At 38.3% G+C, this 24,889-nt stretch carries 24 protein-coding genes and 1 tRNA gene; 9 read left to right on the top strand and 16 right to left on the bottom strand.

Annotated elements, in window-relative coordinates; all coding sequences use genetic code 11:
- Positions 1-465 precede the first annotated feature (465 nt).
- Complete coding sequence (proB, locus tag I6E69_RS06200) at positions 466-1,572, top strand: glutamate 5-kinase (RefSeq protein WP_002957876.1); 1,107 nt, start codon at positions 466-468, stop codon at positions 1,570-1,572.
- The gene (locus tag I6E69_RS06195) at positions 1,569-2,816 is read left to right on the top strand and encodes a glutamate-5-semialdehyde dehydrogenase (RefSeq protein ID WP_002957875.1); all 1,248 of its coding nucleotides are present in this window, start codon (positions 1,569-1,571) and stop codon (positions 2,814-2,816) included. The genes proB and I6E69_RS06195 overlap by 4 nt, the downstream gene beginning before the upstream one ends.
- Before the next feature lie 72 nt (positions 2,817-2,888).
- Here the strand turns inward: I6E69_RS06195 and I6E69_RS06190 are convergent, their stop codons facing one another.
- The 4 genes from I6E69_RS06190 to I6E69_RS06175 form a co-directional block, all read right to left on the bottom strand.
- Entirely contained in the window at positions 2,889-5,096 is a 2,208-nt protein-coding gene (locus I6E69_RS06190; RefSeq protein ID WP_197120838.1) for an EAL domain-containing protein, read from the bottom strand.
- A 59-nt stretch (positions 5,097-5,155) separates the two neighbouring features.
- Positions 5,156-8,374, bottom strand: a complete 3,219-nt coding sequence (locus I6E69_RS06185) for an ATP-binding protein (protein ID WP_197120837.1) — start codon at positions 8,372-8,374, stop codon at positions 5,156-5,158.
- Complete coding sequence (locus tag I6E69_RS06180) at positions 8,374-9,636, bottom strand: PotD/PotF family extracellular solute-binding protein (RefSeq protein WP_197120836.1); 1,263 nt, start codon at positions 9,634-9,636, stop codon at positions 8,374-8,376. Before I6E69_RS06180 ends, I6E69_RS06185 begins: the two co-directional genes overlap by 1 nt.
- A gap of 179 nt (positions 9,637-9,815) precedes the next feature.
- Positions 9,816-9,891, bottom strand: a tRNA-Ala gene (locus tag I6E69_RS06175).
- A 166-nt stretch (positions 9,892-10,057) separates the two neighbouring features.
- On the opposite strand from I6E69_RS06175, the gene I6E69_RS06170 reads away from it, so the two are divergent.
- Positions 10,058-10,453 carry a hypothetical protein gene (locus tag I6E69_RS06170; RefSeq protein ID WP_002957870.1) on the top strand — a complete coding sequence of 132 codons (396 nt, stop codon included), beginning with the start codon at positions 10,058-10,060 and terminating at the stop codon, positions 10,451-10,453.
- A 1-nt stretch (position 10,454) separates the two neighbouring features.
- Complete coding sequence (locus I6E69_RS06165) at positions 10,455-10,955, top strand: prolyl-tRNA synthetase associated domain-containing protein (protein ID WP_197120835.1); 501 nt, start codon at positions 10,455-10,457, stop codon at positions 10,953-10,955.
- Here I6E69_RS06165 and I6E69_RS06160 read toward each other — a convergent pair.
- A complete protein-coding gene (locus I6E69_RS06160; protein WP_197120834.1) occupies positions 10,922-12,070 on the bottom strand; it encodes an MFS transporter in 1,149 nt (382 codons plus the stop codon). The genes I6E69_RS06165 and I6E69_RS06160 overlap by 34 nt on opposite strands.
- 198 nt (positions 12,071-12,268) lie before the next feature.
- Between I6E69_RS06160 and I6E69_RS06155 the strand changes: the two genes are divergently transcribed.
- From I6E69_RS06155 to I6E69_RS06140, 4 genes are all read left to right on the top strand, one after another.
- Positions 12,269-12,808: a DUF2058 domain-containing protein gene (locus tag I6E69_RS06155; protein WP_002957867.1), complete on the top strand. Its 540-nt coding sequence runs from the start codon at positions 12,269-12,271 to the stop codon at positions 12,806-12,808.
- Between the two features lie 182 nt (positions 12,809-12,990).
- On the top strand, positions 12,991-13,314 hold the full coding sequence (locus tag I6E69_RS06150) for a c-type cytochrome (protein WP_002957866.1): 324 nt from the start codon (positions 12,991-12,993) through the stop codon (positions 13,312-13,314).
- Between the two features lie 165 nt (positions 13,315-13,479).
- Positions 13,480-14,247 carry a class II aldolase/adducin family protein gene (locus I6E69_RS06145; RefSeq protein WP_010554363.1) on the top strand — a complete coding sequence of 256 codons (768 nt, stop codon included), beginning with the start codon at positions 13,480-13,482 and terminating at the stop codon, positions 14,245-14,247.
- Positions 14,248-14,273: 26 nt separating this feature from the next.
- Positions 14,274-15,449, top strand: a complete 1,176-nt coding sequence (locus tag I6E69_RS06140; protein ID WP_007375956.1) for a mandelate racemase/muconate lactonizing enzyme family protein — start codon at positions 14,274-14,276, stop codon at positions 15,447-15,449.
- A gap of 94 nt (positions 15,450-15,543) precedes the next feature.
- Here I6E69_RS06140 and I6E69_RS06135 read toward each other — a convergent pair whose 3' ends face one another.
- The 8 genes from I6E69_RS06135 to zapB all read right to left on the bottom strand — a co-directional run bounded on the left by I6E69_RS06135 (position 15,544) and on the right by zapB (position 21,252).
- Positions 15,544-15,915, bottom strand: coding sequence for a hypothetical protein (locus I6E69_RS06135; RefSeq protein ID WP_197120833.1), 372 nt, complete (start codon positions 15,913-15,915; stop codon positions 15,544-15,546).
- Between the two features lie 49 nt (positions 15,916-15,964).
- Positions 15,965-16,804: an amidohydrolase gene (locus tag I6E69_RS06130; protein WP_197120832.1), complete on the bottom strand. Its 840-nt coding sequence runs from the start codon at positions 16,802-16,804 to the stop codon at positions 15,965-15,967.
- Positions 16,801-17,529, bottom strand: coding sequence for an SDR family NAD(P)-dependent oxidoreductase (locus I6E69_RS06125; protein ID WP_197120831.1), 729 nt, complete (start codon positions 17,527-17,529; stop codon positions 16,801-16,803). Before I6E69_RS06125 ends, I6E69_RS06130 begins: the two co-directional genes overlap by 4 nt.
- 21 nt (positions 17,530-17,550) lie before the next feature.
- Positions 17,551-18,039 (bottom strand): peptidylprolyl isomerase, encoded by a 489-nt coding sequence (locus I6E69_RS06120; RefSeq protein ID WP_002957860.1) that lies wholly within the window; start codon positions 18,037-18,039, stop codon positions 17,551-17,553.
- Positions 18,040-18,105: 66 nt separating this feature from the next.
- Complete coding sequence (locus tag I6E69_RS06115; RefSeq protein ID WP_033020495.1) at positions 18,106-19,575, bottom strand: LysM peptidoglycan-binding domain-containing protein; 1,470 nt, start codon at positions 19,573-19,575, stop codon at positions 18,106-18,108.
- Between the two features lie 55 nt (positions 19,576-19,630).
- Positions 19,631-20,653: an MBL fold metallo-hydrolase gene (locus tag I6E69_RS06110; protein WP_197120830.1), complete on the bottom strand. Its 1,023-nt coding sequence runs from the start codon at positions 20,651-20,653 to the stop codon at positions 19,631-19,633.
- Between the two features lie 63 nt (positions 20,654-20,716).
- Positions 20,717-21,022 (bottom strand): cell division protein ZapA, encoded by a 306-nt coding sequence (locus I6E69_RS06105; protein WP_182768577.1) that lies wholly within the window; start codon positions 21,020-21,022, stop codon positions 20,717-20,719.
- A complete protein-coding gene (gene zapB / locus I6E69_RS06100) occupies positions 21,022-21,252 on the bottom strand; it encodes a cell division protein ZapB (RefSeq protein WP_002957855.1) in 231 nt (76 codons plus the stop codon). Before zapB ends, I6E69_RS06105 begins: the two co-directional genes overlap by 1 nt.
- A gap of 238 nt (positions 21,253-21,490) precedes the next feature.
- Here zapB and I6E69_RS06095 point away from each other — a divergent pair, with 238 nt between their 5' ends.
- Positions 21,491-22,330, top strand: coding sequence for a 23S rRNA (adenine(2030)-N(6))-methyltransferase RlmJ (locus I6E69_RS06095; protein WP_182671457.1), 840 nt, complete (start codon positions 21,491-21,493; stop codon positions 22,328-22,330).
- A gap of 107 nt (positions 22,331-22,437) precedes the next feature.
- Here I6E69_RS06095 and I6E69_RS06090 read toward each other — a convergent pair whose 3' ends face one another.
- The 3 genes from I6E69_RS06090 to I6E69_RS06080 form a co-directional block, all read right to left on the bottom strand.
- A complete protein-coding gene (locus tag I6E69_RS06090; protein ID WP_197120829.1) occupies positions 22,438-23,256 on the bottom strand; it encodes an META domain-containing protein in 819 nt (272 codons plus the stop codon).
- Positions 23,257-23,377: 121 nt separating this feature from the next.
- Positions 23,378-23,944 carry a PhnA domain-containing protein gene (locus I6E69_RS06085; RefSeq protein ID WP_007586451.1) on the bottom strand — a complete coding sequence of 189 codons (567 nt, stop codon included), beginning with the start codon at positions 23,942-23,944 and terminating at the stop codon, positions 23,378-23,380.
- A gap of 78 nt (positions 23,945-24,022) precedes the next feature.
- The gene (locus tag I6E69_RS06080) at positions 24,023-24,772 is read right to left on the bottom strand and encodes an ABC transporter substrate-binding protein (protein ID WP_197120828.1); all 750 of its coding nucleotides are present in this window, start codon (positions 24,770-24,772) and stop codon (positions 24,023-24,025) included.
- Between the last annotated feature and the right edge of the window lie 117 nt (positions 24,773-24,889).

Here is a 24,889-nt window from a genome sequence, read left to right as displayed (position 1 = left end):
CACTACATAATTTCATTTGCCGAACTCTTGGTATGGTTTTGCTAAACAAGTTTATTTAATTATTTAAGTAAATAAAGGTTTGAGTTGAACTATTACTTTCAATGTTTAACCCCCATCGTGGCGGTTAAATCTCGGTCCTTTGGTCTTCACCCTATCTGTTGGTGTATCAGACTTTAGAGGCTCTATGTATGTTGTTAATAAAAAAGCCACACACAGCTTTTTACAGCGATGCATAAACAACACTTTTAAATTTTTTGATTAGTGCTGCTCAATATTATTGGGTTGTTGCTACTTTATACTTAACCTTAAATCTAAGCTTATTGTTTTAGATATGGTTTTCGCGTGTGTGTAAAAAAAGTGTTGCCTAAATGAAAGACAAATTCGAAGCTATGTTTTAAACCTAGCTACTTAGTTTTAGCTCGCCTAATTAAGGTGAGCGCAGATAAAATGGAAAGTTGAGCATTTATGCAAAAGTTAAATTGGCGACGTATCGTACTTAAAGTAGGTAGTGCATTAATTGCACCAGATCAAGATGGCTGCCGTTCGCGTTACATATTAACCATCGCACAGTTCATTGTTCGTTGTCGTGCCCGTGGAATCGAGGTGATTTTAGTATCATCGGGTTCTGTAGCTGCTGGCGCGCATTTATTCCCATCAGACAAACCACGCTCTGTGGTAATGAAAAAAGCAATGGCGGCAGCAGGTCAAACAGAAATGATTGCCATGTGGGACCGCTTTTTTGACTTTCCATCTGCGCAGCTATTATTAACGCATGGCGATTTACGTGACCGGGAGCGTTACCAGAGCATCCGTGAAACCGTGTTCACTTTACTTGAACATGGTGTACTTCCTATCATTAATGAAAACGATGCCGTAACCACCGACGATTTACGAGTAGGTGACAATGATAACTTATCAGCAATGGTCGCAGCAGCTGCCGATGCCGATGCTTTATTAATATTCTCAGACGTTGATGGGCTATATGATAAAAATCCTAACTTACATGATGATGCGGTGTTACTGCCTGAAATAAAATCAATTGATGAATCTATTTATGCTATGGCAGGATGTGCTACAAGTGCGGTAGGTACTGGTGGTATGAAAACTAAAATAGAAGCGGCAGAAAAAGCAACATCACATGGTATAGCGACTTATATTATAAATGGCTTTAAAGAAGAAACATTTACAAAACTGCTAGCTGGAGAAAACCCAGGTAGTGTATTTTTACCGTACGAAAAACCGATGCAGGACTCTATTCATTGGATGACACATACAGCAAATGAGCAAGGTGAAGTTGTTGTTGATGGATCATTTGATGAATCTCTTGAAGGTGAAAGTGGATGTATTCGTGGTGACGAAATCATGGAAGTTCACGGTGAATTTGCCGTGGGTGATACCATTTTAGTACGTAGTGAAGACGGTACGCGTTTAGCTAAAGCGACCGCAAATTATAGTAGCTGTTTGTTAAACTTTATTGCAGACAACGAACAGAGTGAATTCAGCGAAAAAATGCAGGATTCAATTGGACCAGTTATATCTGAAAAACATATCGCATTATTGGAGAAGTCATGAGTTTAATTACGGACATTTCACGTCAGGCAGCTAAAGCTGCACATACACTTGCTTTACTCGATACCGAGACTAAAAACCAAGTATTAGTTGAAATGGCAGCGGCACTAAGAGAGCAAAAAGCATTTATAATAAAAGAAAATGAAAGTGATTTAAGCGCAGCACGCGACAATAACTTAGCAGCCTCAATGATCGACCGCTTAACGTTAAACGATGAGCGTATTGAAGCAATGGCAGAAGGTATTGAAGTAATCGTAAGCCTTGATGATCCTGTTGGTCAGCTACGTGATATTACTGAGCGCCCAAATGGTATTAAAATTCGTAAAATGCGAGTTCCTCTTGGCGTTGTATGTATGATTTACGAAGCACGTCCGAATGTGACAGCAGACGCTGGTGCACTATGTTTTAAATCAGGTAATGGCGTAATTTTACGTGGCGGCAAAGAAGCACTTAGAAGTTCACAAGCTATCGCAAGTGTAATGCACAGCGTACTTGAGAAGCACAACTTACCGGTATCACTTATTTCAGTGATTCCAGATCCAGACCGTGCGCTGTTAATGGAACTGATGCAGCAACGTGAAAGCATTGATTTAATCATTCCACGCGGCGGCGAGGGTTTAATTAACTTTGTTACTGAAAACAGTACGATCCCAGTAATTCAGCATTACAAAGGCGTTTGTCATCTATATGTAGATAAAGATGCCGACCTAGAAATTGCGCTTAACTTACTGCTTAACGGTAAAACGCAGCGTACCGGTGTTTGTAATGCACTAGAAGGTTTAGTTGTGCATCAAGATGTGGCAGATGAGTTTTTAAATCTGTGTGCAGTTGTATTACGCCAAGAAGGTGTAAAAATAAATGCTGACAGCTTTGCAGCTAAATACTTTGATAACGCAACAGTCCTAGCTGATAACGAGTTTGGTGAAGAGTACCTAGACTTAGAAATCGCTATTCGCGTTGTTCCAAACTTTACGGCAGCGGTTGAACACATTGCACAGTTTGGTTCAAACCATACAGAAGTAATTTGTACTAAAAATGAAGCTGCTGCAGAGTTATTCCAACGTAGTGTTGATGCTTCTGTAGTAATGGTTAACGCATCGTCTCGTTTTTCTGATGGCTCACAATTGGGTCTAGGCGCAGAGATTGGTATAGCGACCTCCAAGCTACATGCATACGGTCCTATGGGCCTCGAGTCACTAACGACCGAAAAGTATTTAGTTAATGGAGTTGGCCAAGTTCGCGAGTAACCGCAAAAATTAAGTCCATAAAAAGCCGAGCATATTCATGCTCGGCTTTTTAGTTTATAAATCACTCTACAGTTACTTTAACTTTTTAAACCAATCACTTGCAGGTTCAGGTCTGTGTAAATAATAGCCTTGCAGAATAACCTCAGGATACTCCTGTAGTAAATCAAAGTGGGACTGGTTCTCTACGCCTTCAGCAACTATCTCGAGTTCAAATAAACGACCTAAGCTTACAATCATATCAATAATTAGTTTATCGTTGTTATCGGTAGGTGCCTCTAACACAAAAGAACGATCAATTTTAAGTTCTTGTATTGGTAATTGTTTTAGGTAGGTTAAGCTCGAATATCCAGTACCAAAGTCATCAATTGATACTCTAATACCTAGCTTCTTGAGAAAGTGAACAGCTTCAATAGCCGCTTCCATATGATTAAGTAACGTACCTTCAATTATCTCAATAGTGAGTTGTTGAGGATTAATGTTATGTTGCTTTATCTGTTGGCTAATAAAGTTTAAAAAACGCGCTTCATGAAAGTGCCTGCCACTTATATTAATTGATAAGTTTAACTCAGGGTGGGTTTTACTAAGTTGCGTTAGTATTTCAAGTGCATTTGAAGTTACCCAGCAATCTAAATCATAAATTATATCTGACTCTTCAGCTATAGATATAAACTCACCAGGGCTAATAAAGCCTTTTTGAGGGTGCTCCCATCTTAATAAAACCTCAGCGCCCTTAAGAGTTTGGTTTCGATCAAATTGGGATTGTAAATATAGCGATAGCTCATTATTTAAAATAGCTTTACGTAAATCTTGTTCTATTTCAAAACGGCGTTTTGCTTGCTCGCCAAATGAAGTATCAAAAAAGGTAACTCTATTGCCGCCTTTCTCTTTTGCTTTGTAACAGGCCGCTTCACAGTTACGAATAGTCTCAATAGCGCTTTCCCATTGATCTTCTCGTGGAAAAATATAGGTGCCTATACTTACTGTTAAGCTAACGTCTTGTTCAGCAACGACAAATGGATGGTTTACACTTGCAAGTAGCTCTTGGGCTTTATTTTCAGCCATTGCTTGAGCTCTAGCTCTGCCCACACCTTTTTCAACTGTACATAGTACTGCAAATTCATCACTACCTAAGCGAGCAATAACATCTTTTTTACTCACCTTAGAATGAATTCGTTTAGTTAATTCTTTAAGGATACTGTCGCCAGCGAGTAAGCCTAATCCATCATTGATTGAGTGGAAGCTGTCTATGTCAATAATATAAATATAGGCATAACTATTTTCGGTACTGCAAACCTGAAGTTGCTGCTCTAACTGCTTTAAAAAACCATTTCGGTTTGGTAAACCTGTAAGTTCATCGTGCCATGTTAGGTAATGAATTCTTTCTTGGGTTACTTTAACGCTCGAAATATCACTAAATACACCAATATAGTGCACGTTAGTATCTTGATCGCCTTTAACCAAACTGAGAGTTAGTAGCTCTGGATAAAGTTCGCCATTTTTTCGTCTGGTTACAAGCTCACCACTCCAATAGCCTGCTTGATTCGCATGTTCCCATACTTGGTCAAAGCTAATACTAGGGTGGTTGTTTTGTTTAATATCGTGCAACTGCATTTGCAGTGAGTCTGATTCACAGTAACCGGTTATACGGCAAAATGAAGGGTTTACCGCAATAATTTTGCCATTACTATCGGCAATAACAACACCATCAGCGGTTCCCGTTAGGGCTTGGTAGAATAACTTTTGTTTTGATGAGAGTTCTTTTAATTCTTCTTCACGCTGGCTTAGCTCTTGTATTAGCGATTCTATTTCGAGTAGTTTGTCGTGCAGGTCAAAGTTTTTTTCTATTAACCTGTCTAGCATACCTTGCGCTGTAATATGAGTGCGAATGCGTGCTCTAACTAGAGCTAGTTTGTAAGGCTTATGTATGTAATCAATTGCGCCCATAGCAAAGCCTTTTTCTTCAGACTCTTCTTCGGTAAGCGCAGTTACAAATATGACGGGGATGCCTTTGGTATTTTGTTTCGCTTTGAGTATATTACATACTTCGTAGCCGTCCATGCCAGGCATCATTATGTCTAATAAAATCAAGTCAGGCCGAGTTGACTCAATAAAGATCAAAGCCTGCTCACCACTAGTAGAAATACGTACATCGTAGTCAGTTAAAAGTCCTTCTACTAATACGTGTAAATTACTAGGTTCGTCATCAACAATAAGAATTAAAGGTTTATGCTTTTGTTCTGTGGTTAATCCATTACTGTTTGCGAGGTAATTTGAATGCACTATCTGTCCTTCTCTGCGTTCTTTACAATATTAAATCTAGTTCAGGTTAGTGGTTATGCCTAATTTTTATTATCGTTTCTATACTTATCAATAAGCTCAATTACTAACGTGTAGTTAAAATGATCAATTGCTTCTTTGAGCTTAAATAGAGAGTGGCCTCTATCATATTGATTCATTTCTAGCTGTCTAATCAAACTGCTAGGTACGGGGCGAGCCGTTAATGCTAATGAGTATATATTATCAATAACCGAGTCTTCGTTTTCTAGTTCATGTTGCTGTATATGTTCTTTTTTAAAGCTATCAGCTATCAAAAATTGTTTTACAGCAAAAAGTGTAAGTATTAATTGCTCATTAAAATGAGATAAATTAATACTTTTCTTATCTATTAAGCTTTTCTCAACACTTTGCGCACTTTGTTGCAGTAGCTCAAAGCCTAATGTGCCGGCCAAGCCTTTGAGTGTATGTACTAGTCGAATTAAGCTTTCTAACTCTCCATTTTTGATTAATATATCAGCTTTAATCGAAAAGTCATTGTAATCGTTAACAAACTGAGTAAATAATTTAGCTAACAATTTGTCATTGTTTTCTAGGTTTTCTTTTGCTAAAGGCAGGTTTATAGTGCTCAGAGATTCGCTACTTTGCAGATGCTTTTCTATACTTTCGTAAAGCGCATCAAAAATAATCGGTTTTACTAAAAAGTCATCCATACCCGCTCTAAACGCTGCTTTTTTATCATTAGGATCTGCGGCTGCCGTAATGGCAATTATGGGAGTTTTGTAGCCTCGCTCTCTTAATATGCTTGTTGCTTCAAGCCCATCCATAACTGGCATTTGAACATCCATAAAAATAATATCGATGTCATTTATCTCTACTTTATCTAATGCATCATGTCCATTATCAGCAATGATCACGGTCATATCTAATTTTGCTAAAAGGGCGGAGGCTATTTCTTGGTTAATTCTATTATCATCAACAACTAATGCATTAAAACCCGAGAATTTAGGGTGAGGCTTTAATTGCTTTTCTTTAAAATTATTTGGTGCGAGTGCTCTTAAAATTTCTACTTCACTATTTTTATTACCAATAATTATAATGTTTATATTTTCATTTTTTGCAATTGGCTCAGGAGACTCTTCATCGGTAATTAATAAAATAAGTGTTAATTTTTCATTAGCGTTTTTATTTTGAGCGTACAGTTGTTGTAAAATAAAGTTATCGTTGAGCTCTTTTTTTTCTATCGACATTATTACAATACTAAATGGGCTACTAGGCTGAGACATTTTTGCAATGGCTCTTAATGGTTCTTGTGTTGTTTCTGTCGTTATATTTATATCACTTAGTAAGTCCATTAATTTTTTAATTTGCTCATTATCAGGGCTAATTAATAAGGCGTGTTTTTTAAGCTTTTGTTGCTCAGATAAAGTAAAGGGTAGAGTAAAGAAAAACTCGCTACCTTGATTAATCGTGCTCCTTACTTGTATATCTCCGCCCAGCAATTTAGTTAATTGTTTGCTTATAGTGAGCCCTAAACCGGTCCCACCATACTTTCTTGTTGTGCTTGAATCACCTTGCGAGAAAGACTGGAATATAATTTTTGATTGCTCTTGCGTCATCCCAATACCCGTGTCTTTTATACTAAAGCGAAGGTTTATTGTTTTTTCGTGTTGAGATGTCGCTTCTATAATTAATGATATTTCACCATGCTCAGTAAACTTAATTGCGTTACCTACACAGTTATTTATTATTTGGCTTAAGTGCATTGGGTCGCCAATAAGTTCAAGCCCTGCATCAACGTGTAAAGTAAAGTTTAATAACAAACCTTTTTGCTTGGCATTTGTTGAGAATAAATTTTGAACGTTAGAAACTATAGTATGTAAGGTAAAAGGGATTTGCTCTAACTGAACTTTTTCCGATTCTAGCTTAGAAAAATCCAGAATATTGTTTAAAATCTGCAATAAATTTTGAGCACTTGAAAAAGCTTTATCTGCGTAGTGTTTTTGCCTTGAGGGAAGCTCGCTGCTTTGTAAAAGTTGCAACATACCTAATATGCCATTCATTGGGGTGCGAAGTTCATGACTCATATTGGCTACAAAATCTATTTTTGTTTTATTGGCTTTATCGGTTTGCTCCATGGCACTCGTCAGGTCGGCATTCATTGCTTCCATTTGGGAATTTAATACGCGGGTTTCATTGAGTAGCTCTTTGGTTTGCTTATTTTTTAAATATAAAGCGTTAGCTGCTTTTATTACCGATGCTATTTCAGTTTGATTTTGGCTGTTATTTGAAATAGTTACTGGCTTTTCGCTATTCATATCTTTAAGTAATAAAGTGAGCTGAGTAATTGGTTTTATAACCGATCTAAAAATAAAATAGCTTAAAAATAAAATGATTAACATAATTAAAACGGCAAATATATTTGCCTGTTCTGTATTTTTTGTTAAGTGGCTACTTAGTAGCTCTTCTGTTTTGATTAGTTTATTTTTTTCTATGTTTTTAATTTCATTAGTTAAATACAGCAATTCGTTTTCTATGCCTGTAAGCACTACATTTACAGAAAAAGTGTAGCTACGGGTGAGTAATACAAGTTGGTTATAAGCTTGTTTTAAGCTTGTTGTTTTATTGGAGAGGGATTCATTTATTACAGAGGTGCTCGTTAGTTTTTTATGTAAGTGATTTAAGTTTTGTTTTACATTTTGTGCTTCATCAAAATTAGGTTTATAGAGGTAGCTTATAATTGCATGTTTTAAATTACTTATTGTGAGTAAAACATCGTTAAAAATAACTTTATTATCATTGTTTGAAGACCCTTCTAAATCACTAATTGTTACCTGCAGATCATCAATAGGCTGTTTGAACTGAGTAGTGTAAAGGCGTTCGCGTTTTTGTCTGTTTACGACAACTTGGCCAAATGTATCTTGGTAATTATTTAAATACTCGCCAAGGCGTATTAGTGAGTTTTGATACTCAGGGGTCTGGTTTTGAGTGTTTGTTTTTAGCTGCTCGAGATTTAGATTTGCCTTATTTAAGTAAAAATTAAATTTGGTAATCGTATTTTCATTTGCATTGTCAATAAATGAAACTGCATGCCCTTGCAGGGAAATAATATCGTTTTCTAAGTTAGTTACAGCTTCACTTTGAATAAGCGCGTTATGTTGCGATTTTTGCAAGTTAAGTAAAGACGTTTGCGAATAGTTAAACAAATAGCTCTGTAAAAGAAGTAATCCAATCAGCGAACACAGAGCTAATATTATTTTTGATTTAATTGAGTTTATTATCATTATCGGCTAATCAACTCATACCATTTTTGCAGGCTGTAGTCATAGGTTGGCATAACTGTATTCCACACTGCTACATTGCTAAAGCGTTTATGGTAACTACCGCCATTACGTTGCCCACCTGCTTTTACAGCTACGTCGCCATTGGTATTTAATAAATCTATGTTTGTTGCTTTTCCACCGTACCAGTAATCCCATTCCGGCGGAGATAGGAGTAGTTTTGAGCGCTGCGGGTTACTAATGTAATAACCTTGGCGAGCAATAAATGCACCAGGCCAGCCTGAAAGCCACCAATTCATATAATCGTAAGCTGCATCTTTTGCGCTACTTTGTATTTGTGACGATAAACACATAACACCATGCCAGCCTCGGTAGCCTTCTTTTGGCGCGGCAAATCGTACATTAATATTTTGGCTGTTTAATGCAGAAACTGCAGGCGAAAACATGCTTTCTATATGGGCTCGCTTACTTCTCATAAATTCAATCGACTCAGGAACCGAATTCCAATAGCCACTAAAGTGACCTTGGCGTTTAAAGTCGAGTAATATACTAAACAACCTATCAAGTTCTGGGCGGGTCATTGCACCTATATTGTTAAATTTTATAAGTCCTTTACTTTGTGCTGCTAGGGCTAGGTCAAATAATCCAATGGTAGGCGCATTTACAATAGCTACTTTACCTCTGTTCTCGTCATCAAGCAGCCAACTCCAGCTTTCTGTTTCGTATGCTATACCGGGCTTAATAAAGTCGGTGTTGTAACCAAAAGAGTCAACATTATGTACATAAGGTAAAAAGCTAATATGATCGCTTTCTTGTGCGCTTAATGTGCCATCGGGTTGAACATTTAATAATTTATAGGGGGCATCACCTGCACCAATACTTGCAGTTTCGGTTAGTTTTCCCGTTTTAGTAAGTGGATTTATCTCGTTAAAGTAGGTGAGTCGTTTTTTTTCTATTGGCTGAATGGAACCTGCATCCCAAAGCACATTAATGCTGTCTGACCATTGTTCGTATAAATCAAAGGAGCTAGGGTCCATTGATGCCTTTTGCAAAACAGCAGCGCTGCCTGCGGGAGTAAATTCTATATTAATACCCAAGTCACTCATCGCTTGCTTGCGGATAGCCTCTTGGAGTGTTACATGCGTACCAAGCACTCTTAATGTGACTTTTTTTCGGGCAAAAACATAAGGCGCATGTGTTATTGCACCTGCTGTTAAACCTATTGCAGCTAGCTTTTTTAGCGTTGAACGCTTAGGGTTGTCCATGTTAAGCCTAAAGTACTAATGTGTGACATTATGTATAGCTAAGAACTTGTAAAGACACAAGTTGAATGGATAGATTTAAAATTATATAGAATGAAAAATTAGAATGTTAGGGTGTCAAAAAATAATAAAAACAATGGAAAAATAGAAGAGTAGAGCGAATTTGAAAAGGAGTAGGAAAGTGGTGGAGCTAAGCAGGATCGAACTGCTGACCTCCTGCGTGCAAGGCAGGCGCTCTCCCAGCTGAGCTATAGCCCCACATTCCTAAGTTACATATAATGTAACTGCTTGACTGCTGAGTTCCAAGCGGGACGAACTTTAAGTTTTTTTATAAATTTGGTCAAGTATTTTTTCGTAAATTTTCACTGTTTACGTCAATTTTTGTTAGACTCGGCTTAATTCAAAACTAAAACGATAAAAAACAATGAAAAAATGTGTTCTAGCGCTTATGGTTTTACTCGCTGGCTGTGCCTCAAATGATGAGCCGCCTTTTGAAATAAATAATAAACAGTTTCACGAAAAACAAGATGAGCAAGGTAATAAGCTTTTTGCTTATGTTGTTTCGGTAAAAGCTAAGCATCGTGAAAACTTTAACTTAGACCGTGGTCCTAATAAGAGACCAAGTCGTGGTGAGGTTAAGCAGTATATAGAGAAAGAGCATTTTGAAGAGTCGAGCATTCTAAAGTTACAGCTAGAAGATCAAGCAGTTGAATTATTAAATCAAGAGCTAAAAGATCGTAAGTATTGCGACAATAAGCATGAAGTTAATGATGTTTTATGGCGAGATTTGAGTGTACAACTAAGAGGGCGTTGTTTGTAATATGTTGGTTGATAAAACTAAGTTAGCAGAGCTTTTGGCGCACCTAAATATTAACTATGATGTAATAGAGCATCCGCCGCTGCATACTAGCTTAGCAGCAGATGAGTTTATGATTGAGCGCCCAGGTACTCGTCTTAAAAACCTGTTTTTACGCGATAACGAAGGCAAGCGACACTTTCTAGTTATTACAGCGCACAATAAGCAACTCGATTTAAAGGCACTATCAAAGCAACAAGGGCTTTCGCGTTTAGGGTTTGCATCGAGTGAACGCTTAGCAACGTATTTAAAAGTGGCTCCTGGGTGTGTATCTATGCTGGCTCTTTTAAATGATAAGCAAAACGAAGTGAGCTTATGGGTCGATCAAGATATTTGGGGTGGTGATTTGTTTCATTGTCATCCGTTTGAAAACACCCAAACATGGTTGCTTAGTAAAGCTGACTTAGAAATATTTTTTAATCACACAAAGCATCAACCGCGCGTTGTATTTTTACCCTCAAAATAAGCCCACATAATTAACGATAAACCGCATAAACAAACCGCGAGCAGCGTAAACATAAACGCTGTTTGCCCATGATGTTGGTATACCACACCGGGTAATAACGACCCCAATGCACCGCCACTGTAATAAAACGATACATATCCGCCATTGGTTACACTTGGTGGGGCTTTACTGATTTTATTAACGAGTGGTGCGGCAGTTGAATGAATCACAAACATAGCACCACAAAACAAAGTAAATGCGATTAAAAATAAGCTAAGCTGATGGCTCATTAATAAAATAATACTCACACTATAAAAACTAAATACCGCAGTTAATAAATGCCAAGGCGAAGGGACTTTTTTAAGTAACCAAGGTGCAGCAATAGAGGCGAGGGCACCAATTAAATAACCACTGTAAACTAAACCTATGTCACGAGTATTAGTAATTAAAAACGTGTTTTGTAATATAAACGGTAAGTAATTAAGCAGTGCAGCGAAACAAAAGAACATACAAAAAACGGCGCCGTAAACTTTAAGTACAGCGCCTTCTTTAAGTTGTTTAATGTAATCGAGTGGGGAGAGCTGCGACTGTTTAGCTGGGTTTGTAAAGCGAGAATGCTTAACTGTCAAAGCTAAGCAAATAAGCATAAAAGCAATTACGTAATAAAAGCTCTGCCAATTCCATAAGTCGCTAAACAAAGCGGCAAGCACACGTCCAAAGTAACCACCAACTATACTGCTACCAATATATAGGGTCATATTTTTTTGAAGTGTATCAGCGCTATAGCTCATACCTATATAGCTAGTCATTGCTGTTAAAGCTGCGGGGAGCGTTAAACCTTGTAAAAATCTGACTAATAATAAAAGCTCAAAGCTAGGTACATAAACAAAAAGTAAGCAGCTAAGGCCTAAAAGCACCATTGCAATACGTAATATAAGTAGTGGATTTATTTTTGCTAAAAATAAACCATAAACGAGCGGGGCAATGGCTAAGGGCAGCATAGTTGCAGTCATTAAGCTGCCAGCTACCGCAGGTGCTACATTAAATTCGCTCGCAAAAAGGCTAAGTAGGGGTTGCGGTGCATAAAGCACAAAAAATATAAATACCGAGCAAACGAGTAGATGAGGTAAACGCATTATATGGCTTGTGCATTTGCTGATTGGTTGTCTGGTATTGTATTAAAAATTGCTTTTAATTCATAATTAAAACCATAGTCATTGCGCTATATCATGGTTTGTTTTAACTAGTTTGCTAGATTAATGTCGATAGCGCTGTTATTTGAACTCGTTGGTGATTAAAATAGCGATAATATTAGTTTTTAGTGGAACAAAGTCATGGGTTCATTACAAGACCAATTGCTTCAAGCAGGATTAACAACATCGCATAATGCTAAAGTTGCTAAATCAGAAAAGCGTAAGCAACAAAAAAAGCAAAAGAAAGGGGCGACTAGCAACCCAAGTGATCTGCAAAAGCATATTCAACAAACCAAGCTAGAGCAGCAAAAAAAAGCTGAAGAGCTTAACCAGACACGCCAAGTGAGCTTAAAGCAGCGCGAGCAAGAAGCGCGTGTTAAACAAATTTTAGAGCACCACAACCAAGACGCTATTCGTGGTGAGCGCACATTTAATTTTACTTATCAAAACAAAGTAAAAAATATCGACGTGAACGAGAAAACGCAAAAAGCGTTATCGGGCGGTCGTTTAGCTATTTGTGTACTAGAAGGGCAATTTTACGTATTAGACGACGAACCAGCACGCAAAGTGGCTGAAGTTGACGAAAAGTATATTGTTTTTCATGTAGAGCCAGAAAACAAACCAAAAGATGAAGATGACCCATACGCAGACTTTGAAGTACCAGATGATATAGTGTGGTAATAGTTATTAAGGGTAAGCTCATTTTTATTTGCTAAAGTATATAAAAGTGAGATAGAAACGAGTTAGCGGTTTTTGGTTAAGTTGATCGTCTAGCGTCGTTTCGTACGTATGCTTTTTATTTGATTGTTTACTACAATCAATAGAACAGTTTTTCTAACCGTCAAAAAAGAAGAGTAAATACAATGAGCAAGATGAAAACACTACTATTAGGCGCGGGTATTACTTTAGCCGCAAGCTTCTCGTTTAATGCAGCAGCTGCCGATGGCGCTGCACTTTATACCGCTAAGAATTGTCAAACTTGTCATGGCGCTGAAGGTAAAGCACCAATTATGGGTATGTACCCTAAACTAAACGGTCAAAACAAAGACTACTTAGTAGCGCAAATGAAAGACATCAAATCAGGTGCACGTAATAACGGTATGACCATGGCTATGAAAGCAATGGTTGCAACGGTAACTGATGAAGAGTTTGAAGCAATTGCAGATTACCTAGCTAACGTAAAATAATTTACGCAGCTATACCATTTTAATACAATTGGTATTTTAGTTTTACAAACAGCCACACAATAGTGTGGCTGTTTTGTTTGGTGTTTGCTATAAAATAGAGACTGCTTTAGACTTCTAAACATCTGTTCGTACAGGTTAATAATGTACGTTTTTAAAAGGCTCATTATGTTTGATTTACCCCAACTCGATTTAAAAAATAAAGTATCAGCACAAGAGTGGCAACTTCGTGTTGATTTAGCCGCGTGTTATAGACTGGTAGAGCACTTTCGTTGGGGGGATTTAATCTATACGCATTTATCAGCACGTTTGCCTGGCACCGACCACTACTTAGTGAATGCGTTTGGTTTAACCTTTGATGAAGTAACTGCCTCTAATTTAGTAAAGGTCGACTTAGACGGCAACATTATTGACGATACGCCATTTAGTATTAATCCAGCTGGATTTACTATTCACAGTGCGATTCACGAGGTACGCGAAGACGCTCATTGTGTTATTCACCTTCATACCAAAGAAACAATCGCAGTCGCTACACAAAAAAATGGTTTATTACCGCTTAGCCAATATTCAATGTTTTCACTGCCATCGCTTTCTTATCATGGCTACGAAGGGCTTGCAGTAAACGACGACGAGCGAAAAGTGCTGCAAGATGATTTGGGCAGCACTAACCATATGTTATTGGTAAATCATGGTGGCTTAACAGTAGGTCCAACGGTAGGCGATGCGTTTATGCGCTTTTATGATTTACAGCGAGCGTGTGAAATTCAACTAGCGCTACAATCAAGCTCGCAAGAGGTGATTGAAGTACCGCAACCTATAATCGACAATATTTATAATCAAGCAAACGTAGTACACAGTGGCAGCACCGGCGGGCAACTTGCGTGGCCTGCGATGTTACGTAAAGCGTATCGACTTGACCCTAGTTTTGCAAAATAACCCATAGCGGTTAATAAGGAATTTTAATGAAAGTAAATCGCGTTGAAGTATTTGATATTCACTGTCCTGATAGACCTTCTTGGACACCTGTGTTTGTACGTATTCATACTGACGAAGGTATTAGTGGTGTTGGCGAAGCGGGCCTTGCATACGATTTAGGTCACAGTGCTGCAGCGGCTATGATTAAGGAAATGGCCGACGCCTTTTTAATAGGCCACGACCCATTTCAAACAGAAAAACTATGGTCACGTATGTTACGTGAAAGCTTTTGGGGTTTAGGCGGCGGACCTGTTGTATATGCTGCAATGAGCGCAATTGATACCGCACTTTGGGATATAAAAGGTAAAGCGCTTGGTTTACCTGTATACCAGTTATTAGGCGGTAAAGTTAACGACAAACTACGCACTTACGCTTCGCAATTACAGTTTGACTGGGATAGCGAATTTAAAGCCCTAGTACAACCGCAAGAATATGCAGAAGCGGCTTTAAAGGCGATGGCCGAAGGTTACGATGCAGTAAAAGTAGATCCAATTCAGTACGATAAAGACGGCAATACTTATTACGACCGTACAAAAATAATCTCACGCACTGAAATGAAGCTATACCGTGCACGTATGCAAGCCATTCGCGAAGCAGTAGGCGACGAAGTGGATATTATTTTTGAATGCCACAGTTTACCTGGCGTGACAACAGCCATTCAGTTGGGTGAAATTGCAGAAGAATTTGACTGTATGTACTTTGAAGAGCCAGTTAACTATTTAAACCATTCATTACACGCAAAAGTAGCAGATAAAGTTAATGTGCCAATTGCTGGTGGTGAACGTTTGTATAATCGCTGGGGTGTGCGCCCGTACTTAGAAGATCAAAGTATTGATGTTCTGCAACCTGATATTGGTTTATGTGGTGGCTTTACCGAAACTAAAAAAGTATGTGATTACGCAGATATCTTTGATGTGCGTATTCAAGCTCACGTATGTGGCGGGCCTGTTGCAACAGCAGCATCACTGCACTTAGAAACGGCTATCCCTAACTTTTTGATTCATGAGCACCACACTTATGCGATTAAAAAGTGGAACCGCGAGTTATGTTTACAAGACCCACAACCTAAAAATGGTTTCTTTGAAGTGTCAGAAGAGCCAGGGTTGGGTATTGAATTAAATGATGAGATTGTTATGCGGTCTCAACGCGTAGAAATAAAATAATAGTCTTTTAACCTAACTTTAGGTCATGCATTAAAAAGCCGGTAAGTGATTAGTCACTTACCGGCTTTTACTTGTTTGGTAAAGTTTTAGCTTGTTATAACTCGTTAATTCTACATTCTACGTCTTTAAGCTCGATAGTGGCTTTACTATCAAGGTGGCGTATATAGCATTGCTTGCCTTTAATCATCAATTCAAACTGATCGGGTGTATTGCGACTTTGCGTGTCGATAATATTATTATCATCTACATTGCTAAGGGTTACTGTGCTGCTGGTAGTAAATACATCATCAGCTAATTGAGTTTCTTGTATATGTACAAGTGTTTTAATTGCTTTGCTAACGGCTGTTTTATTTGGCTTTGCCAGTAGAGCATGTTGCAGCTTAGGTGTAGGGTCTGGATTTTGGGATATGCAGCCATTGAGAAAAAACGCAGAAAATACAACGATTAGTAAAAAGTACATTTTCATAAATTGGCCGTATTATTATAAAAAGAGAGTTTAATATAACTAGTTTTACTTAAACTTGGTAGTAGTGCTTAGCGTTTGCATAGCTAAGGTTATGCCATGTCTTATCGTTTGAGCATAACGCCTTATGGCAGTGCCATAGAGTGTTGTAGCTTGTATTTATTTGGCACACAGGAAAGTTGCTTGCAAACATAATACGCTGCTGGCCAAAGTGATTAAAAAGAATATTAAAACACGCTGCTTGTTGCTCACTGGTAAGTTGTAGTAATTCAAAACCAGAGAATTTAATTGCTATGTTGTCGTGCTGAGCAAGTAACTCAGCATCTTGTTGCCAGTCATTTAAATTACTTGGCAGTCCTGCATGATTAATTATAATTTGAAGCTGCGGTAGCTGCTTAGCGTAGTAAGCTATTTGTTTGGTTATTTCGCTATTTTCAATATCAAATTGAGCTTCAAAATGCAGTTTATTTGTAGCCAATAAATTAAGGTTATTAATACAATGAGGGCTTTTTAGTCTCACTGCATCACCTTCTTCGGTTATATCTCTTATACCACAAAGGCTTGAATGAGCCAGTGCATTTAGCGCGTGATTAAATTGCTCTGCGGGCGCATCAATTTGGTTGTAACTAATAGCCTTAAATGAAAGGCTTTTTAAATGCGAGCTTAGCCAGTTTAACTCGTTTATAGGTGATTGATTATCAAACCCAGCCTCAATGTGCACAATACCCGCAAGTTCAAAATCAGTACTTTTAACAAGTTGCTCTGCACTTATTGGTTGTTTGATTTTTTCTAGGTTAGGCCATGCTGGTGGGTTTTCGCCTTGTAGCCAAGTATATTGCCCCTCGGCAAGATTAAAAAAATGCACATGAGGGTCAATAATTAGCATGCTCATTGGGCAGTGTAACCACCGTCAATACTTTGTAGGCTGCCAGTAATAAAGCTGGCATCGTCACTTGCTAAAAAGCTCACAAGGGCAGCAACCTCATCGGCTTGACCTAATCGGTTAAGCGGTTGAAGACTTGCTTCCTCGGCAACTATTTCAGCTTTGTTTGCGCCACTTTTTGCACAGTACGCATCTATTGCGTTATGAAATAGCGGGGTTTCTATTGTGCCAGGGCATACTGCATTTACTCTAATATTAAAGCTCGCGTAATCAAGCGCCGTTGTTTTGGCCATTGAGGCAAGGGCATGTTTTGTTAGGTTATACGCAAAAGAGTTTTGCTTACCTATAATTGCTTGATCGGATGCGACTAATATAATAGCGCCGCTATTTTGCGCTTTCATGCTTGGCAATACGCTTTGTACTGCGGCATAGGCACCTTTAACATTAAGCGCAAAAAGTGCATCGAGAGCTTGCTCATCGGTGCTTTCTATATTTGCGCTTAAGTGTTTTCCAGCATTAGAAACAAGTACATCAATACGTTTGCTTTGTTCACAGATAGCGTTGATGCAGCTTTGTACCGCCGATACATCACTTACATCACACTGATGAAATATACCAGTTTCGCTTGGCTCTATATCAAGGTTATGTACTTTATAGCCATTACTTAGCAAACGCTTTACAACGGCTAGACCAATTCCTTTTGTACCACCTGTAACTACTGCAACTTTAGACATACTTACTTCCTTTATTGCTAACTAGTGAGAGTGACCGCAGCCGCCTTCAGCGTGCACATGTCCGTGAGAAACTTCTTCACTCGTCGCTTCACGTACAGATACAACTTCAACGTCGAACGTTAGTGTTTTGCCCGCAAATGGGTGGTTTAAATCACAATCTGCGTTAAAACGACCAACCTTAACAATGGTAACCTGATGACGGCCTTGGTTAGAGCTAACCATTGCTGTCATACCTGGTTTCCATACTTTAACGTCGCCTTGTAGATGCTTAAGCGGAATACGTTGAATTAAATCATCAACACGCTCGCCGTACGATTCACTTGGCTCTAGAGTTACACTAAATTTTTCGCCGGCTTCTTTACCTTCAAGTGCTTTTTCTAAACCAGGAAGCATGCCTTCGCTGCCATGAATGTAAGTAAGTGGCGCTTCGTTTGTGCTACTTTCAATTTGTTCGCCCGCTTCGCTAAGGGTGTAATGAAATTCAACTGCTGAATTTTTGCTAATTTGCATGCTTGTCTCTTCAAATAATAACTATGTTAGGGCGCAATTTTACGCGAAATATACTTGTTTATAAACTTAACGTGGCTGATTTAGTGTTTTTTGTAAATTTAGCAGAAAATCTTTTTTTGTTGGGGCTGCTTTTTGCTTTTCAGCCTGTGGTATAAACAGTACTAATTGAGTGCCAGGCTTTAAAATGCTCGATGCAGAGAGTTTGTTCCATTTTGCCAAGTCGCTATGAGGTACATCGTAAAGCTGACTTATACTCCAAAGGCTATCGCCCGACTTAACTTCGTAATCTATTTCAATGGTGGGAATCGCAATCTCTTGGTGTTCTAAATAAGGGCTGATTTTGTAATCAACAGTTAATGTGCTTGGCAGAGTTTTAGGTTGCCCAACTAATAACTTTTCTCCAACACCTATTAAATTATTATTTTTATTATTAAGTTGTTTTAAAGCTTTTACCGACATACTAAAACGCCTGGCGATACTGTAAAGCGTATCGTTTTGTTTAACGATGTACTCTCCAGCAAAATTTGATTTGAAGAACTGACTTTTTAATAATGCTTCTTGTCCTATAGGCAGCAGTAAAGTGTGCGGCCCGTTAGGTGAGCTTTGATTTTTTAAATATCCCTGATTAATAGCATGTAACTGCTTTGAACCTATACCAGAGAGCTTGGCAATGACTGAAAAGTCAAACTGCTGGCCTATGTTCATCTGTGTTGTAAATGGTTTATATGCAAGCTTTGGGCGTTTAATGCCCTTTTGTGGGTGTTTAACTAAATGGCTTAAAGCGAGTAATTTGGGTACATAGTCAGCGGTTTCTTTTGGCAGACTGAGCGACCAGTAATCGGTGCTTTTACCGCGTTTTTTGTTTTTTTCGATTGCACGTTTAACACGGCCTTCACCACTATTATAAGCGGCCAAAGCATGTAGCCAATTACCATCAAAGCGTTTATGTAAGTAACTTAAGTAATCAAGTGCAGCATCGGTTGAAGCAAGTACGTCTTGGCGCCCGTCATACCATTGGTCTGACTTAACACCAAAGTGATGCGCCGTTGCGCCAACTAACTGCCAAACACCAACAGCTTGCTGTGATGAGGCTATTGTTGGTCTAAAATCGCTTTCTACAAATGGTAGTAATGCGAGCTCCATAGGTAATTGCTTTTGCTCAATTTTTTTTACGATGTGATACAGGTAAGGCGCTGCACGTTTGCTCACCGTTTGTAAGTAGTTAGGTTGCTTTGCATACCAGCTGATACGCTTTTTTAAAGCGCGATTTTGATAAATCGTAAAGTGTAGATTATTGGCTATATGCACCCACAGATCGGTGGTTTTTGGTGGGCGCTTTTTTACGATTGTTTTTTTGAATTGAAGTGGCGTAACTGGCTCATTAACTTGAGGCGTTTGAGCTACTTCCTCGTCAGTATCATAAGAATAGTCAGGCTCAAAATGAGTAAATATTTGTGGAGCGTCTTGTGGTTCTTGCTCCGTTGATTGACAACCAAATAACAAAATACCCAAACAACATAAAACCAAACTGCGCATAGTGATCACTTTTGTAAATTCCTTTTATTATTTTAACACAATCCGTTGTGTTGAGTTATTCTGCGCTTTTTGCGCGATTTAGGCCAGCTTGTAAAAAAAAGTTACTCGATTTTATATTAAGCGCTTCTTGTTTATAAGGCTCAATAACTGATTCAGGAAACGACAGCATTAATTGCTCAATACTTTGATCTTTATTGTTTTTAACATGCTCTGTTATGGCTGTTAAAAATGATAGTGGCTGTTTCAGCTGCTCTTTTGTTAATGTGCCGCCGTGACCAGGTATAATAATAGCGAGCTTTTCATCGTTAATATATTGCTTAAGCAACGTTTGCCAACTTTTAAGTTCACCGTGTCCAGGGTAAGGAAGCCAGTCAACGATATCGCCACCAATCAGCACACTGCCATTATTAGTAGTAATAGTTAAATCACCGTTAGTATGGGCTTGCTGCGGCTCAAGCGTTACCTCAAAACCACCAAGGTCGATAACTTTACGACTATTAATGACTATTTCGGGTTTGCTAAGCTGATACTCCTGCCAGCGAAAAAGTCGCTTTTTTGCAAGCTTTAACTTATCACGCCATTTAGCTTGCTCTTCTTTAGGGACATTCGCTAATCGTTGGTAGCTCAGCTCAATGCTCTTTTCATAGGTGTCTAGTTTGTCGGTATATGCTGTTTGGTAAAGGCTAAAATTTTTATTTACTTGCTGATGAACAACGAGCTTGGCATCAGGATAAAAATTTTGCATAACCGCCATACCTAGCAAGTGATCGTCATGGTAATGCGTGGCAACCAAATAGCATAAAGGTGTTTTAAGGCGTTTTTTTAAATCTTCAGCAAGTTGTTCAACTGCAGCAAAATTGGCACTCGTATCAACCAGTAGGGCACATTTTTCGCCTTCAATTAATACTTGGTTAGAGTCGTAAAAACGAAGCTTGTCTTGTTGCTTTAAAAACTGAACATGAGGGGTTATTGTATTCCAAGTAACGGCAGCGTAGGTGTTAGGTGCTATTGATAATAAAGTGCATGCTAATAGTAAGTGCTTACATGAAGAGGTTATGTTTGAAAGTTTTAACTTCATTTATTATCTCTACGCTGAGGTTTAATTACTTTAATAATAAACAAAAAGCGCAGTATGCGCTTTTTATTTTTGGTGTTTGGGGTCATTTGCCAAATGCTGACTGAGTTTATCAATCAATTGGTCTTGATGCTGTTGTTCAACTGTAGCCTGTGTTTTTGCTTCTAGCAATTCGTGGCTTAAGTTTAATGCTGCCATTAGTAGGGCTTTTTGATCGTTTCTAACGGTTGAGCGTTGTTTCATTTGCTCAACTAAGCCATTTAGATTTTTAGCTGCTGCTATTAATGCATCTTCCTGCCCTTCAGGGCAAGCAAATTGCTGCTCTTTACCTAGCAACTCAACAGTGACCCGCTGGTTTTGCAGCTCAGACATTAGCTAGCCTGTTGTGCGCTTTGTAATTTATCAAGAAGACCAGATAAAGTAGTGCTGGCATCTTTTTGCTTTTCTTCATTTTCTAAAGCTTCAAGCTGTAGTAATTCGTTTTCATCGCTTAGTTTAGTGTTCTGTTCTTTTAAAGTAGCAACATCTGTTTGTAATTGATTATTACGTTCGATTAAAGAATCGATCAGTTGTTCGAGTTGTTGAAGAGTAGTGTTGTTCATAAAAGCGCTCATATAACTGTAATTAATGTCATGCAAATGTAAAGCAAAGTGTGTTGATTTGCCAGCATTTACGGTGGTTTTAGCTGATTTTTCTTCTGCGTTAAGGGATAATTCAGCATATGAGCTTTTTCATTCAGAAATGGTTCACTTTAACACTCTCTTATCTTGGTGTAAGTTGCCAAAGCCTAGTGCTTATGGTTCACTTACGATATTAAATTGCGTATGGCGAAAATAAATAATGCTTAGTTACAGACACTCATTTCATGCGGGTAATCCTGCCGATGTACTTAAACATTTAGTACTGGCACAAGTACTAAATTACCAAACAATTAAAGATAAACCGCTTGATTATATAGACACGCATTCAGGTGCTGGCTTTTTTGAACTGGCAGCTGCTGATGCGCAAAAAACGCAAGAGTATCAAGATGGTATTGAAAAACTTTGGCAACATAAAAGTGAACATGCTGAGCTTAATGAGTACATTGAATTAATTAAGTCATTTAACGACACTGACGAACTTGCATTTTATCCGGGTTCACCAAAAATTGCAGAGCATTATTTGCGCCGCCAAGATAAGGGTTGGTTTTTTGAACTGCACCCGCGCGATTTATTATTACTTGAAGAAAATATGCAAGGTAAGCGCTCCATTCGTGTGCGCGGAGAAGATGGCTTTACCGGCTTAGTAGGATTATTACCACCAGCATCTCGCAGAGCGTGTGTGTTAATTGACCCTCCGTACGAAATTAAAGATGACTACGAAACGGTTGTAAAAACCTTAGTTAAAGCTCATCAGCGTTTTGCTACAGGTACTTATATGATTTGGTATCCGGTAGTAGACAGAGAGCGCATTGATAATATGGAGCAGGGCTTAATTGATTCAGGAATGCGCAACATTCAGCTATTTGAATTAGGCACTGAAGCGGACACTGACGTACACGGCATGACAGCATCTGGCATGATTGTGATTAACCCTCCATGGAAGCTAAAGCAAACAATGGATGCAATAATGCCTGAACTTGTTGATTTGTTGAGTGAGCCAAGTGGTTTTTACAGAAGTGAACAACTCGTTGATGAGTAGCTTTAAATAGTGCTTACAATGAATGATAAAATGCCCAGTTTTGCTGGGCATTTTATTTAAAATCAATACGAATGTGTTAGGTAACACATATATTAGGGAGCTAAATATTAATTAAAATAAACTGCGTTAAAAGTAGCAAGCGTATTACCGCTGTTGTTTTTAAGTTTTAGTGACTCGCCTGTAATTTCCCACTTTGAAGTATTGTTAAGTACGTTAGACATAGCTGCCTCTTGGTCCATATTCTCCGAACACATCTTTTTTGTACTCGCTAACTGACTAAGTGTAATTGTGTGCTGCTCGGTGCTATAACTTCCGCTAAAATTATTACAGCCTAAAAAGCCATTAACACGGTAGTCTTTATCGAACTGAATAAACGGCTCTTTAGTTGTAACATTTACTGTTTGAGCATTGATTGTTATTGCTTTCCAGTACGTGTTTGTAAGCGTTACGTCTGGCTTTTCAACGGATACTTTTGAAAGCTCAATTTTATAAGGGCCAGTTAGCTGTGATTCTCTAAATGGGTCGTTATTTGTGGTACTTGTGTAAAGTACTTTGTCTTTATTTATGATTCTGGCGCTTAGGCTATAGCGGTGTTTATCGTTAACTTTACTGGCATCATAAGTTAGCTCTACAGTAAATGGTGGGGCTTGGGTAATATCAATCACTTCTTGGGTTATTATATCTGCTTTTACATCCATTTTAGATACATCCGAAAGCGTAACTATTAACTGTGAACCGGGGCGAAGCATAATGCGATCTTTGTAGCTAACTTGGGTAGTTAGAGTCGATATTGATTTTGCTTGCTCTGTATTTTCAGTCGGCTTTGTTTGTTGATCACAACCGGTTATAACAAAAGCGCTCAGTGCTAATAAACTAAGTCCTGTAAGTGCTTTTTTACGTGAATGTACTGCTTGATGCTTTTCCATGTTTGTTATCCTTACTCAATATTATCCCCCTAGTGTATTACCTAGTGACTTAATCATTCCTTAACTTATTTTAAACATAAAAAAAGGCGCATTAGCGCCTTTAATAATTAAAAACAAACGATTATTTTTTAACAAACTTAGTTAAAATAACAATGCGTTGGCCGTCAACTCGCCCTTCAATATGTTCAGGGTTGCTGGTTAGGCCAATATTACGAACAGCTGTTCCACGTTTAGCTGTAAGGCTACTACCTTTAACGTCTAAGTCTTTAATTAGGGTAACAGTATCGCCTGCTTGAAGTACTACACCGTTGCTATCTACATGCTTTAAATCGTCATCTTCAGCAAGTGCTTTTTTAGCCCACGTTAGCGTGTCTTCTTCAAGGTAAATCATGTCTAGCGCATCTTGTGCCCAGCCATTATCAGGCGCTAAACGCGAAAGCATTCTGTAAGCTACAACTTGTACTGCAGGAGTTTGGCTCCACATGCTATCGTTTAAACAGTGCCAATGTGTAGGCGTTATTTCGCTGTTATTCTCGATTTGATCTTTACATGTTTGACACGTGTAAATACATTTATCTGAGTGGGTTTCAGTTACCGGTGGTACTTCATAAACAGATAAGTTCTCGGTGGCTGCACACAATTCACATTGATTATTACTACGTTCGATTAAGGCTTTTTCAATACTCATGGGGCTCTTTCTGATTCTGGTCGAGTTAACATTTGCTGCTATTATACTCCAAAACACGAGCTCTGCGCCATTAGTCCCTTAATTTTGTGTGGGTATATTACTCATATACTTATCTTCAATAGTTTTTATATATCCTTGAGCGTGAAGGTTTTTAATTGCTAGGTTTATCTGGGGCAATAATTCTTTGTGTTTGCTCAATAAGCGAATTCTTAAAAAACCATGGGAATGCTGTGCGCCAAAGGCAATGTTTATCCCTAACTGCTTTGCCCAATAGATCGCAGTTAACTTACCTACTAGTGCCGCTTCTACACGGTTTCTTGATAGGGCTGTCATAAGTTCTTTTTCGGATGGAAAGTCAACACGCTCAAAGGTGTTGTCATTAAAGTAATAGTAACCTAGTACCGTTCCTATATTTTTACCCTTCAAGCTATCAGCGCTTTGCCAGTGCAGGGCATTTTTAGGCAAGGTAACAATCATTTCTGTGGCATAAATGAGCGGCTCTGAAAAAACATAACGAGGGTCATTTCTCTCACTCTTTGAGAGCCATTCTAATGAAATAACATCAAAATCGATTATTTCATCTTGTAAATATTTGGTAATACGCTTTGTAGGTAGGCCGATATGAGAAGCTGCAATATTGGCATCATCGAGTACTTTTTCAATAATTTCGGGTAATATGCCAGGCTTTTCTGAATCATTTGTATAATATGGATAATGACTCCCTGACGCGCTAACATTATATTTGAGAGGAGTAGGGTTAATGCTGGCATAGCTAAAAAATACAAATAGCAGAGGGCTCAGTGCTAATAATCGAATAAAGTTAGTCAAATCTCTACCTTTTATATTAATATTTTATATTAGTGTTGTGTAATTTTAACATTTTTGCAATGACGACTATATTTATCTTATGCGTGTTGCATTAAAGTACACATATTATTGGCTGTT

Origin of the sequence: Pseudoalteromonas sp. NZS100 (assembly GCF_015864815.1) — a bacterium.
Taxonomy (GTDB): domain Bacteria; phylum Pseudomonadota; class Gammaproteobacteria; order Enterobacterales; family Alteromonadaceae; genus Pseudoalteromonas; species Pseudoalteromonas distincta.
The sequence above is the reverse complement of the archived record's forward strand: the minus strand, read 5'-3'. Positions and strand labels throughout refer to the sequence as shown.

Coding starts and splice junctions, on each gene's coding strand:
- proB (WP_002957876.1), top strand. CDS start 466: ATGCAAAAGTTAAATTGGCGACGTATCGTACTTAAAGTAGGTAGTGCA.
- I6E69_RS06195 (WP_002957875.1), top strand. CDS start 1,569: ATGAGTTTAATTACGGACATTTCACGTCAGGCAGCTAAAGCTGCACAT.
- I6E69_RS06185 (WP_197120837.1), bottom strand. CDS start 8,374: ATGATAATAAACTCAATTAAATCAAAAATAATATTAGCTCTGTGTTCG.
- I6E69_RS06180 (WP_197120836.1), bottom strand. CDS start 9,636: ATGGACAACCCTAAGCGTTCAACGCTAAAAAAGCTAGCTGCAATAGGT.
- I6E69_RS06170 (WP_002957870.1), top strand. CDS start 10,058: ATGAAAAAATGTGTTCTAGCGCTTATGGTTTTACTCGCTGGCTGTGCC.
- I6E69_RS06165 (WP_197120835.1), top strand. CDS start 10,455: ATGTTGGTTGATAAAACTAAGTTAGCAGAGCTTTTGGCGCACCTAAAT.
- I6E69_RS06160 (WP_197120834.1), bottom strand. CDS start 12,070: ATGCGTTTACCTCATCTACTCGTTTGCTCGGTATTTATATTTTTTGTG.
- I6E69_RS06155 (WP_002957867.1), top strand. CDS start 12,269: ATGGGTTCATTACAAGACCAATTGCTTCAAGCAGGATTAACAACATCG.
- I6E69_RS06150 (WP_002957866.1), top strand. CDS start 12,991: ATGAGCAAGATGAAAACACTACTATTAGGCGCGGGTATTACTTTAGCC.
- I6E69_RS06145 (WP_010554363.1), top strand. CDS start 13,480: ATGTTTGATTTACCCCAACTCGATTTAAAAAATAAAGTATCAGCACAA.
- I6E69_RS06140 (WP_007375956.1), top strand. CDS start 14,274: ATGAAAGTAAATCGCGTTGAAGTATTTGATATTCACTGTCCTGATAGA.
- I6E69_RS06135 (WP_197120833.1), bottom strand. CDS start 15,915: ATGAAAATGTACTTTTTACTAATCGTTGTATTTTCTGCGTTTTTTCTC.
- I6E69_RS06130 (WP_197120832.1), bottom strand. CDS start 16,804: ATGAGCATGCTAATTATTGACCCTCATGTGCATTTTTTTAATCTTGCC.
- I6E69_RS06125 (WP_197120831.1), bottom strand. CDS start 17,529: ATGTCTAAAGTTGCAGTAGTTACAGGTGGTACAAAAGGAATTGGTCTA.
- I6E69_RS06120 (WP_002957860.1), bottom strand. CDS start 18,039: ATGCAAATTAGCAAAAATTCAGCAGTTGAATTTCATTACACCCTTAGC.
- I6E69_RS06115 (WP_033020495.1), bottom strand. CDS start 19,575: ATGCGCAGTTTGGTTTTATGTTGTTTGGGTATTTTGTTATTTGGTTGT.
- I6E69_RS06110 (WP_197120830.1), bottom strand. CDS start 20,653: ATGAAGTTAAAACTTTCAAACATAACCTCTTCATGTAAGCACTTACTA.
- I6E69_RS06105 (WP_182768577.1), bottom strand. CDS start 21,022: ATGTCTGAGCTGCAAAACCAGCGGGTCACTGTTGAGTTGCTAGGTAAA.
- zapB (WP_002957855.1), bottom strand. CDS start 21,252: ATGAACAACACTACTCTTCAACAACTCGAACAACTGATCGATTCTTTA.
- I6E69_RS06095 (WP_182671457.1), top strand. CDS start 21,491: ATGCTTAGTTACAGACACTCATTTCATGCGGGTAATCCTGCCGATGTA.
- I6E69_RS06090 (WP_197120829.1), bottom strand. CDS start 23,256: ATGGAAAAGCATCAAGCAGTACATTCACGTAAAAAAGCACTTACAGGA.
- I6E69_RS06085 (WP_007586451.1), bottom strand. CDS start 23,944: ATGAGTATTGAAAAAGCCTTAATCGAACGTAGTAATAATCAATGTGAA.